Origin of the sequence: Agrobacterium sp. MS2 (assembly GCF_003261015.1) — a bacterium.
In the GTDB taxonomy this organism is placed as follows: Bacteria; Pseudomonadota; Alphaproteobacteria; order Rhizobiales; family Rhizobiaceae; genus Agrobacterium; species Agrobacterium pusense.
The window spans coordinates 7,916-18,728 of the sequence record NZ_QLNF01000084.1 but is presented as its reverse complement, the minus strand read 5'-3'; the positions used below and the strand labels follow the sequence as shown (position 1 = coordinate 18,728).

Here is a 10,813-nt window from a genome sequence, read left to right as displayed (position 1 = left end):
AACTTTCTCGCTCTATTGTCCGTTGGGTGAGTTCAGTTGGCAATCACGGCCAGTTGGCGATATCGGAGACAAGATGATGACCCAATCCCTGAACATGAGCAGACGCGGCCTGATCGGTGCGGCCGGCGCAAGCGTTCTCGGCGCGCCGTTTTTGATGGCGCGCAGCGCAAATGCCCAGACCAACCAGCCGCAGACCTCGATGGAGATAGAGCACGCCATGCCGCCCGAAACCAACCGCTTCAAGCTCGGTAATTTCGAAGTGCTGGTGGTGAAGGATGGCGCGCGCGCGGCCCCCAATCCCGGCGAGACCTTCGGCACAGACCAGTCGGCCGAGACGGTCGGTAAATTGCTGGAAGACAATTTTCTGCCGACGGACCAGTTCGTCAATTCCTTCTCCCCCGTCCTCGTCAATACAGGGTCCGACCTCGTGCTGTTCGACACCGGTTTCGGTGAGGCCGGGCGCGGTGCGGGCAATGGTCGCCTGATCGAGGGCATGGCAGCCGCCGGTTACGCACCTGAAGATGTGACAGTGGTGGTGCTGACCCACATGCATGGCGACCATATCGGCGGCCTGATGGAGAAGGGCGCGCCGGCCTTTTCCAAGGCACGTTATGTTTTCGGCCAGACGGAATATGATTTCTGGACGGATGAAAAGCGCGTCGGCACGCCGGCAGAGGGCGGTCACAAGGGTGTTCTCGCCAACGTGAAGCCGCTGGCCGAAAAGGCGACCTTCATCGGCGACGGTCAAGATGTGGTGTCTGGCATCACAGGCATAGCAGCCTTCGGCCATTCGCCGGGGCACATGATTTTCCGTGTCGAATCGGAAGGCAAGCAGCTGATCCTGACGGCGGATACGGCCAATCATTTCGTGCTGTCGCTGCAGAGACCTGACTGGGAAGTTAAGTTCGACATGGACAAGACGGCAGCCGCTGCGACCCGCAAGAAGGTCTTCGACATGATTGCCACCGACCGGCTGCCCTTCCTCGGCTACCATATGCCTTTCCCGTCTGTCGGTTACGCAGAGAAGCTGGATACGGGCTATCGTTTCGTGCCGAAATCTTACCAGTTTGATATCTGATATCTGCTGCAATGCAGCAACAGGAAAAGCCCGGAAGCCGATTCCGGGTTTTTTCTATTCCCTTCCTGTCATGAACGTGTTACCAGCCCTCGCCAACTTCCAAGCAATCCTTGCACGGCGCCGGGGTGAACTTTTCGTTCCGGAGCGGCCACGCATTTTCAGTATGAAGGAATTTGGTCATGGCACGCATCATTCAAACACCCACTGGTTTGGACGCTCTCACATTTGACGATGTGTTGCTGCAGCCCGGACATTCCGAAGTCATGCCGGGACAGACGAATATCGCCACCCGCATCGCCCGCGATATCGATCTCAACCTGCCTATCCTCTCCTCCGCCATGGATACGGTCACCGAAGGTCGCCTCGCCATTGCCATGGCCCAGGCCGGCGGCATCGGCGTCATCCACCGCAACCTGACCCCCATCGAACAGGCCGAAGAAGTCCGGCAGGTGAAGAAGTTCGAAAGCGGCATGGTCGTCAACCCGGTCACCATCGGCCCGGATGCGACGCTTGCCGAAGCCCAGGCGTTGATGAAGGCGCATGGCATTTCGGGTATTCCGGTGGTTGAAAACGGCGGTTCCGGCGGCCACAAGAACGGCCGTCTGGTCGGCATTCTGACCAACCGCGACGTGCGCTTCGCCTCCGATCCGCAGCAGAAGATTTACGAACTGATGACCCGCGAAAACCTGGTCACGGTCAAGGAAAGCAGCGTTGATCAGCAGGAAGCACGCCGCCTCTTGCACAAGCACCGCATTGAAAAGCTGCTCGTGGTGGACGCCAAGGGCAATTGCGTCGGCCTCATCACCGTCAAGGATATCGAGAAGTCGCAGCTGAACCCCAATGCCACCAAGGATGCGCAGGGCCGCCTTCGCGCCGCTGCCGCCATCAGCGTTGGTGCTGACGCCATCGAGCGCGCCGAGCGCCTCATAGATGCCGGCGTCGACCTTCTGGTTGTCGATACCGCGCACGGCCATTCGCAGCGCGTGCTGGATGCCGTCTCTCAGGTCAAGAAGATGTCGAACTCGGTTCGCATCATCGCCGGTAATGTCGCCACTGCCGACGGCACCAAGGCTCTGATCGATGCCGGCGCGGACGCCGTCAAGGTCGGTATCGGCCCCGGCTCCATCTGCACCACCCGCATCGTCGCCGGCGTCGGCGTGCCGCAGCTTGCCGCGATCATGTCGTCGGTTGAAGTCGCCAACGCGGCTGATATCCCCGTCATCGCCGATGGCGGCATCAAGTTTTCGGGCGATCTGGCCAAGGCGATCGCCGCCGGCGCCTCGGCCGTCATGATCGGATCGCTGCTTGCCGGCACGGATGAAAGCCCGGGCGAAGTATTCCTGTATCAGGGCCGGTCCTTCAAGGCCTATCGCGGCATGGGCTCCGTTGGCGCCATGGCGCGTGGTTCTGCCGACCGTTATTTCCAGGCTGAAGTGCGCGACACACTGAAGCTCGTGCCTGAAGGCATTGAAGGCCAGGTTCCCTATAAGGGCCCGGTCTCCGGCGTTCTGCACCAGCTGGCCGGCGGCCTGAAGGCTGCCATGGGTTATGTTGGCGGCAGCAACATCAAGGAATTCCAGGAACGCGCCACTTTCGTGCGTATTTCCAGCGCTGGCCTGCGTGAAAGCCACGCCCATGACGTGACAATCACCCGCGAAAGCCCGAACTACCCCGGTGCGGTTTGATCTTTCGAGCCGAATCCGTAAAAAGATAGGCTAGTTATTTGGCGCTCCCCGATTCATGCCGGATCGGGGAGCGTTTTCATGATTGGAGAAAAGCATGTCACCCACGACCGCAATGTTCTGGCCGATGATCGCCCATGTCGTTCTGGTCTTCTGGCTTTATGCGCTTCTGATCGTTCGGCGCAACAAATATGCATTCAAGGATCGCGAATCGGCGATCCGCCTCCGGGATCACGGCGAGGAGGCACGCGAAAGCCGTCTGGTGAACCGCAACATCGCCAACCAGTTCGAAGTGCCGGTCCTGTTCCACATCGCCTGCCTGCTGCTCTACATCACGGATGCGGACAATATCGTGACCGTTGTCCTGGCATGGCTTTTTGTGCTTTCGCGTTATGCTCATTCCTATTTCCACGTGACCAGCAACCGCCTGCGTCAGCGCGGCGCATTGTTTGGTATTGGTTTTGCGCTGGTCGTCTGCCTGTGGGGATGGCTCGCCATATGGTTGGCGCTGGAGTAAATCAGCACCGTGAGGTTGCTTCATAAGTGAGACAATCCCGGCCTGCAAAATGGTGCGATTTGCGATGGGTCAATTCCATGATGCCCCATCCCCGTTAATCTCTGCCTCGCCGTCGAGGATTTCAGGCGAGCAGAGATTAGGGAGTATGTCATGGCTAAGACAATGAAAGCGGCAGTCGTCCGCGCATTTGGAAAACCGCTGACCATCGAGGAAGTGGCGATACCGGATCCCGGCCCCGGTGAAATTCTCATCAACTACAAGGCGACGGGCATTTGCCACACCGACCTGCACGCCGCAACCGGCGACTGGCCGGTCAAACCCAATCCGCCTTTCATCCCCGGCCACGAAGGTGTCGGTTATGTCGCAAAGATCGGCGCTGGCGTCACGGGCATCAAGGAAGGTGATCGCGCCGGCACGCCCTGGCTTTATACGGCCTGCGGATGCTGCGTCCCCTGCCGTACGGGCTGGGAAACGCTATGCCCGAGCCAGAAGAATTCCGGTTATTCCGTCAACGGCAGCTTCGCCGAATATGGTCTTGCCGATCCGAAATTCGTCGGCCGCCTGCCGGATAATCTCGACTTCGGCCCGGCCGCACCTGTCCTTTGCGCCGGCGTCACCGTCTACAAGGGTCTGAAGGAAACCGAAGTCAGGCCCGGTGAATGGGTGGTCATCTCGGGCATTGGCGGGCTTGGCCATATGGCCGTGCAATATGCCAAGGCCATGGGCATGCATGTTGTTGCCGCCGATATCTTCGATGACAAGCTGGCGCTTGCCAAAAAACTCGGCGCCGATGTCGTCGTCAACGGCCGTGCGCCAGACGCCGTGGAGCAGGTGCAGAAGGCGACCGGCGGTGTCCATGGTGCGCTGGTGACGGCGGTATCGCCGAAGGCCATGGAACAGGCCTATGGCTTCCTGCGCTCCAAGGGCACCATGGCGCTTGTCGGCCTGCCGCCGGGCTTCATCTCCATTCCGGTATTCGACACGGTGCTGAAGCGCATCACGGTGCGCGGCTCCATCGTCGGCACACGACAGGATCTGGAGGAGGCGCTGACCTTCGCCGGCGAAGGCAAGGTGGCTGCTCACTTCTCGTGGGATAAGCTCGAAAACATCAACGATATCTTCCACCGCATGGAAGAGGGCAAGATCGACGGCCGTATCGTCGTGGACCTCGCCGCCTGATGTGAAAATCCGGAAGCGGCGCTCACGCAAATGTGTGGCGCCCCTTCCGACTGCATTATTCCCCGCCCTTAGATCTGCGTTATCCTCCCGCATCCGTGCGTCCAAGGAGGATAGAGCGATGGACAAGCCCAAGATTACGCAGGCCATGATCGACGCTTATGATGAGTATACCCATCTCAGCCTTGATCGCCGCAAATTCATGGAAAAGCTCACCGTGCTGGCCGGCTCCGGCGCGGCGGCGGCGGCAATTGCGCCCCTTCTTTCCGCCAACAGCGCCCGCGCCGCCATCGTCGCGCCTGACGATGCTGGCATTGTTGCGGAAGACGTGACCTATCCGGCGCCCGGCGGCGAGATGAAGGGTTATCTCGTCACGCCGAAATCGGCGTCCGGCCCCATCGGTTCCGTCATCGTCATTCACGAGAACCGCGGCCTCAACGACCATATCCGTGATGTGGCCAGACGCGTGGCGCTCGCCGGATTTCGGGCGCTCGCGGTCGATTTCCTCTCGCCGCAGGGTGGTACGCCCGCTGATGAGGAGAAGGCGCGGCAGATGTTCAGTGGTCTCGACATGGATGCAACTGTCGCCAATGCCGAAGCGGGACGGGTCTGGCTTGCGGCAAGGCAAGGGGCGAATGGCAAGGTCGGCGCCATCGGTTTCTGCTGGGGCGGCGGGCTGGTCAATCGTTTCGCCACCAAATCGGCGGGCCTGAATGCCGGTGTCGCCTATTACGGCCAGCAGGTCCCGGCGGCCGATGTGCCGGCCATAAAGGCACCGCTGCTTTTGCATTACGCCGGTCTCGACGAGCGCATCAATGCCGGCATCGATGCTTACAAGAAGGCGCTGGAGGAGAACGGCAAGACCTTCGAGATTTTCGTCTATGACGGCGTCAACCATGCCTTTAACAACGATACCTCCGCGGCGCGCTATGACAAGGCGGCTGCTGATCTCGCCTGGGGGCGGACGGTGGAGTTTTTCAGGAAATATCTGGGGTGATTGGGTTTTGAGCGGGCAGCTGTTCTTCTCGCCGGTGGAGGAGGCGGAAATGCTTTTGGATGTTGTCCATTGAGAGCGAACCGAGGCGCGTCGGGCTCACCCCCCTCTGCCCTGCCGGGCATCTCCCCCTCAAGGGGGGAGATCTGCAAGAGGCGCTACCGCCACTTTATTCTCAAGCCCTAAGATGGGCGAGACCTCGCCTCAAGTCGATCTCCCCCCTTGAGGGGGAGATGCCCGGCAGGGCAGAGGGGGGTAAAGCTCCACGCACCCTCGATCAAGTGCCCTAAACCCCACCAGCTCCACGCTTCAAATGCTCATCCAGCCGCGGCATGATCTCCACGAAATTACACGGCAGATGACGATAATCGAGTTGCGCCTTGAGGATGCCATCCCACGCATCCTTGCAAGCCCCCGGTGATCCCGGCAGCACGAAGATGAAGGTCGCATTCGTCACACCACCGGTCGCGCGTGACTGGATGGTGGCGGTGCCGATCTTGTCGTAGGAAATGCGATGGAACAGCGCCGAAAACCCGTCCATGCGCTTTTCGAACAGCGGTTCCAGCGCCTCGGGTGTCACATCGCGGCCGGTAAAGCCGGTGCCGCCTGTCGTGATGACCACATCCACGCCGTCAGTGAGCGTCCATTCGCGCACCGTGTCTGCGATCGCCGCCTTGTCGTCAGGCACGATGGCACGGGCGGCGAGCCTGTGGCCTGCCTCCTCCAGCCTTGCGACCAGCGTATCGCCGGACTTGTCATTCTCCAGCGTGCGGCTGTCCGAAACGGTCAGAACCGCAATGCCAAGGGGAATGAAGGGTCTATCGCCTGCCATGGCCTTGTCCTCGAAATATCCGGCCCTCAAATGGTCCGCGTTGCCTGAAAATACCAGCCTGGGCGCTTCTTCCGAAGCGATGTTTCCGCGTTTTGGGCGGCATCGAAGGAATGAAAAATCCCGAAACAGGTTGCCCCGGAACCGGACATGCGCACAAGGGTGGCGCCCTCCTCAGACAGCAACCCGATGATCTCGCCGATGTCAGGCAGAAGCGCCTGGGCCGGCGGTTGCAGATCGTTGCGACTTTCCGCGAGAAAATCCATCCAGCCGGTTGTCACCTCGCCAACCTTGGCTGGCGTCGGCAAAGGCGGGTTGGCCTTGTTCTGCAATCGCCGGAAAATCTCCGGCGTCGAGACCGCTTTCAGCGGGTTGGCCAGCACCAGAAACAGTTCCGGCAGGTCATTGACCGGTTCGATGTCCTCGCCGATGCCGCGCGCGATCAGCGATCGGCTTTCAAGACACATAGGCACGTCCGCGCCGAGCGTCAGTGCCATGGACGAAATCCTATCCGGTGTCATCCCGGCACGCCAATGGCGCAGAAGCGCCCGCAGCGTTGCCGCCGCATCCGCCGAGCCGCCCCCTATACCTGATGCAACGGGCAGATTCTTTTCAAGGTGAATGGCGACCGGGGGCGCTGGTTGACCCATTGATGCGAGCGCGTTGCGCAGTAAATCTCTGGCCCGGGTGACGAGGTTATTGCCGCCGTCGCCGGCGTGTAGAAGATCGCCAAACGGTCCTGAGATGGAGAAGCTGTCGACATCGGCGTCTTGGATATGGATCGTGTCGCCGGCTTCGGTAAACACCACCAGCGATTCAAGCAGATGGTAGCCATCCGCCCGCTGCCCGGTGACGTGGAGTGCCAGATTAACCTTGGCCGGGGCCGCCTCGACTGTCTCGGCCGCCCCGGAAATTCCCTGCATCGCCATGCGGCGTCAGGATTTCTTGTCCGGAGCAGGGGTCGCCGGGGCCGGAGGAGCCGGCGGCTGCGGCGCGACGTCCTTCTTGGCCGTATTCTCGGCATCCTTTTCGACTGGCGGCAGGCCGTTGGCGATCTTTTCCTTCACCTTGGCCTTGTCCACGTCGTCGCTGTCGCCGATCAATGCGCGGTTCCACTGATAGACCGCCTCGATCTTGCGGCCGACGCGCCAATAGGCATCGCCCAGATGGTCGTTGATGGTGGGATCACCGGCCTTGAGTTCGATTGCCCGTTCCAGTTCGGTCACGGCATCGTCGAAATCGCCGAGGCGATAATGCGCCCAGCCGAGCGAATCCACGATATAGCCGTCATTCGGCCGAAGCTCGACGGCGCGGCTGATCATCTTCATGCCTTCATCGAGATTGATGCCCTTGTCCACCCAGGAATAACCCAGATAGTTCAGAACCTGCGGCTGCTCGGGGTTGAGCTCCAGCGCCCGCTTGAAATTCGGTTCGGCCTTGTCCCATTGCTTCAGGCGCTCGTAGGCGATGCCGCGCTGGAAAAACACCGTCCAGTCGGATTTCTGCGGCACGGCGCCGATCACTTCAACGGCCTTGTCGTAATTCTCCGCCATGGCCTTGTAGTCCTTGGCATCGGACAGCACGCTGCCATAGGCGAGGTAGGAACGAATATCCTTGGGGTCGGATTCGAGGAGAGACTTGAGGTGTTTGCGCGCCTCTTCCACCTTTTCGGTCTGCGCCAGCGTCAGTCCGAGCTGCAGCTCGGAGATGCGATACATCGGCGAGTCCTTCGGCACTTCACGATAGAAGGCGATGGCACGTTCCGGCTTCTTCGTGGCTTCTGCAAGTCCGCCGAGAAGAATGAGCGTATCCGGGCTCTTCGGATCGAGCGCGCGCGACGTCTGCAGATAAAGCGTGACGATCTCTTCGGCGCCTTCGCGGTTCAACGCACCGGCGATGGAGAACATGACGCTGGCGGCGCCCTCCACGGCATTGGTGATCTGCTGCTCCGGCTTCTCACCCTTTTCGATGGACTGGCGGAGCGCTTTCAGCGGTGCGTAATTCGGCGCGAAAGTGTCGCCGACCGCGATCGCATCCAGCGCTTTCTGCTTGTTGCCGGCGGAAGCCTCCAGCCTTGCGAGCGCCATCACTGCGCGCATATAGGTATCGGAGGCGGTCGCTCCGCCTTCGCGGTCGGTTACCGCTTCGTTCAGGCTCTTGCGGGCGGCCTCGGTGTTGCCGGAAACAAGCGCGATGGCTGCCGCATTGTATTTCTGGAAGATCGAAATCCAGCCCGGGCCCTTCATGTTGTTGACGAGCGCCAGAGCCTCCTTCGGCTTGCCGGAACCCGCGCGCGCCCAGGCGGTCAGAAGCGTGTTGACCATGCGGTCCAGATCGTTCGGGCCGGAATATTTCAGGATTTTCTCGGCCTTGGCGAATTCCTTGTCCTTGATGGCGTCGAGGCCACGCACGATGGTCGTGACGCGTTCCACCGAGGTATCGTCCTTCATCGAATCGGCGATCTTGGCGCCGGCTTCGAAGTTGCCGCTCAGAAGTTCGGCGATCATCAGCCGCTGGCGGATTTCCGAGTTGGCAGGGTCGAATTCCAGCGCCTTCTTGTAGAGCGAAATTGCGGTGGGATAATCCTGATCGACATCGGCATTGCGTCCGGCGAGGAAGGCGCCGGAGAAGGTGTTGACCTTGCCGGGGTCGAACGTAACGGCCTTGTCTTCCGGTGTCGCCTTCGTCTCCGCAAAGCCGGGGCTTGCACCCGCGCCGATTGCGAGAGCGGCGGCAAGAGCCGCGCTGCAGAGAAGACGGAGTGCTGGTTTACGCCGCATGAGGGAACCTTTGCCTTTGTGCAGAAGCACGGAAAAATCAGTTTCCATTGTTTGGTCACTACAGAATGGCTTTTTTGAAGCAACCCCGCAAGAAATTATGGCCCCGGCCACAATCACGCCTCGCGGAGAGCAAGGCCCGCAACCTCGGGCGGATGCTGTGTTCCATCCGCCTTTCGCCTGGCCTGCGGCGTCAGTTCAGACGCTCGATGCAGAAGTCGATCACTTCCAGAAGCGCATTTTTCCAGGGGCTCTGCGGCAACGGTGCAAGCGCATCGCGGGCAATGGTGCCATAATGCGTTGCACGGCCTATCGTATCGCCGAGGCCGTTATATTTTGTGATCAGGCCGAGCGCCTTTTCGAGGTTCTCGTCGCTGCTCTCGCCATTTTCGATGGCATTGCGCCAGAAAGCGCGCTCATCCTGCGTGCCGCGGCGATAGGACAGGATGACCGGCAGGGTGATCTTGCCCTCGCGGAAGTCATCTCCGGTATTCTTGCCGAGATCGGCGGACTTGCCGCCATAGTCCAAGACGTCATCGACCAGCTGGAAGGCGAGGCCGAGATTCATGCCATAGGATTTCAGTGCACTGCGGGTCGCCTTGTCGGTCTTGGCGACGATGGGGCCGACTTCGGCCGCGGCGGCGAAGAGGGCAGCCGTCTTGGCGCGAATCACCTGAAGATAATCGTCCTCGGTCGTTTCCATGTTCTTGGCGACCGAAAGCTGCAGTACCTCACCCTCGGCGATGACCGAGGCGGCGGTGGAGAGCACGTCGAGCGCATCGAGAGAGCCGACATCCACCATCATGCGGAAGGCCTGGCCAAGCAGGAAGTCACCGACGAGAACGCTTGCCTGGTTGCCCCAGATGGTGCGTGCGGTGGATTTTCCGCGACGCAGATCGCTTTCATCCACCACGTCGTCATGCAGAAGCGTCGCCGTGTGCATGAACTCCACGCTGGTGGCGAGCTTGATGTGGTTGTCGCCCTCATAACCGAACATCGAGGCCGAGGCGAGCGTCAGCATCGGCCGCAGGCGCTTGCCGCCGGACGAGATGAGGTGGTTGGCCACCTCGGGTATCATCTGAACGTCGGAACCGGCCTTGGAAAGGATAAGCTGGTTCACCCGTTCCATGTCGGGGCGGGTCAGGTCGACAAGCGGCTTGACGGATGCGAGTTTGTTTTTGCTTTCTTCAAGCGGTATGACGACGCCCAAGGGACAGGACTCCAGTTCGAATTTGAATTCGACAATAAAAACTGACGCCTTGCGCGGCAAGGGGCGAATTGCCGCTAGCCATTCAAAAAGATGGGAATTTAAGGTCTATCCATGCGTGAACTGATCCGTACCAACGATGCCGTGCTGCTCTCCTTCGCCGAAAGCCTGATGAAGGATGCCGGCATCCATTGCCTCATTGCCGATCAGGCAATGAGCATTCTGGAGGGATCTCTCGGCCTTTTGCCCCGCCGGTTTCTGGTAGAGGAAGATCGGGCGGCTCAGGCCCGCCGTATCCTCATCGATGCCGGGCTCGGCGACGAGTTGCGCAACGAAGAGGCTTGAACGACGGTGGACGACGGCATTTCCGAAACGATCGATGCCTTTCATCGGGGCCGGTTTCATATCATCCAGCCGAAGGGCAGGGGGCATCGGGCCGGCATGGACGCCATGCTTCTGGCTTCGCTGGTGGCGGATGACCGCCCCTGCCGGATTGCCGATCTGGGTGCCGGTGCCGGTGCCGCCGGCATGGCGGTTGCGGCGCGGCTCGAAA

At 60.5% G+C, this 10,813-nt stretch carries 10 protein-coding genes and 1 pseudogene; 7 read left to right on the top strand and 4 right to left on the bottom strand.

Features of this window, described 5'->3' with window-relative positions:
* The first annotated feature begins 76 nt into the window (after positions 1–76).
* From DOU54_RS20135 to DOU54_RS20110, 5 genes are all read left to right on the top strand, one after another.
* Positions 77–1,078 carry an MBL fold metallo-hydrolase gene (locus DOU54_RS20135; protein WP_004440094.1) on the top strand — a complete coding sequence of 334 codons (1,002 nt, stop codon included), beginning with the start codon at positions 77–79 and terminating at the stop codon, positions 1,076–1,078.
* Between the two features lie 179 nt (positions 1,079–1,257).
* Positions 1,258–2,763 carry an IMP dehydrogenase gene (gene guaB, locus DOU54_RS20125; RefSeq protein WP_037090860.1) on the top strand — a complete coding sequence of 502 codons (1,506 nt, stop codon included), beginning with the start codon at positions 1,258–1,260 and terminating at the stop codon, positions 2,761–2,763.
* 112 nt (positions 2,764–2,875) lie between these two features.
* Positions 2,876–3,277, top strand: a complete 402-nt coding sequence (locus DOU54_RS20120) for an MAPEG family protein (protein WP_193603441.1) — start codon at positions 2,876–2,878, stop codon at positions 3,275–3,277.
* 150 nt (positions 3,278–3,427) lie between these two features.
* The gene (gene adhP, locus DOU54_RS20115) at positions 3,428–4,456 is read left to right on the top strand and encodes an alcohol dehydrogenase AdhP (RefSeq protein WP_113380946.1); all 1,029 of its coding nucleotides are present in this window, start codon (positions 3,428–3,430) and stop codon (positions 4,454–4,456) included.
* A gap of 118 nt (positions 4,457–4,574) precedes the next feature.
* Positions 4,575–5,450, top strand: coding sequence for a dienelactone hydrolase family protein (locus DOU54_RS20110; RefSeq protein ID WP_113380947.1), 876 nt, complete (start codon positions 4,575–4,577; stop codon positions 5,448–5,450).
* A gap of 283 nt (positions 5,451–5,733) precedes the next feature.
* On the opposite strand, the gene moaB is transcribed toward DOU54_RS20110, so the two are convergent.
* From moaB to DOU54_RS20090, 4 genes are all read right to left on the bottom strand, one after another.
* Positions 5,734–6,279: a molybdenum cofactor biosynthesis protein B gene (gene moaB / locus DOU54_RS20105; protein ID WP_006699469.1), complete on the bottom strand. Its 546-nt coding sequence runs from the start codon at positions 6,277–6,279 to the stop codon at positions 5,734–5,736.
* Between the two features lie 26 nt (positions 6,280–6,305).
* A complete protein-coding gene (locus tag DOU54_RS20100; protein WP_113380948.1) occupies positions 6,306–7,205 on the bottom strand; it encodes a 4-(cytidine 5'-diphospho)-2-C-methyl-D-erythritol kinase in 900 nt (299 codons plus the stop codon).
* Positions 7,206–7,211: 6 nt separating this feature from the next.
* Positions 7,212–9,104 (bottom strand): tetratricopeptide repeat protein, encoded by a 1,893-nt coding sequence (locus DOU54_RS20095; protein ID WP_162749558.1) that lies wholly within the window; start codon positions 9,102–9,104, stop codon positions 7,212–7,214.
* Positions 9,105–9,246: 142 nt separating this feature from the next.
* Positions 9,247–10,263: a polyprenyl synthetase family protein gene (locus tag DOU54_RS20090; protein ID WP_004440110.1), complete on the bottom strand. Its 1,017-nt coding sequence runs from the start codon at positions 10,261–10,263 to the stop codon at positions 9,247–9,249.
* Between the two features lie 111 nt (positions 10,264–10,374).
* On the opposite strand from DOU54_RS20090, the gene DOU54_RS20085 reads away from it, so the two are divergent.
* Entirely contained in the window at positions 10,375–10,605 is a 231-nt protein-coding gene (locus DOU54_RS20085; RefSeq protein WP_004440111.1) for a putative signal transducing protein, read from the top strand.
* Positions 10,606–10,611: 6 nt separating this feature from the next.
* A pseudogene (locus DOU54_RS28290) lies at positions 10,612–10,813 on the top strand (methyltransferase); the annotation flags it as partial.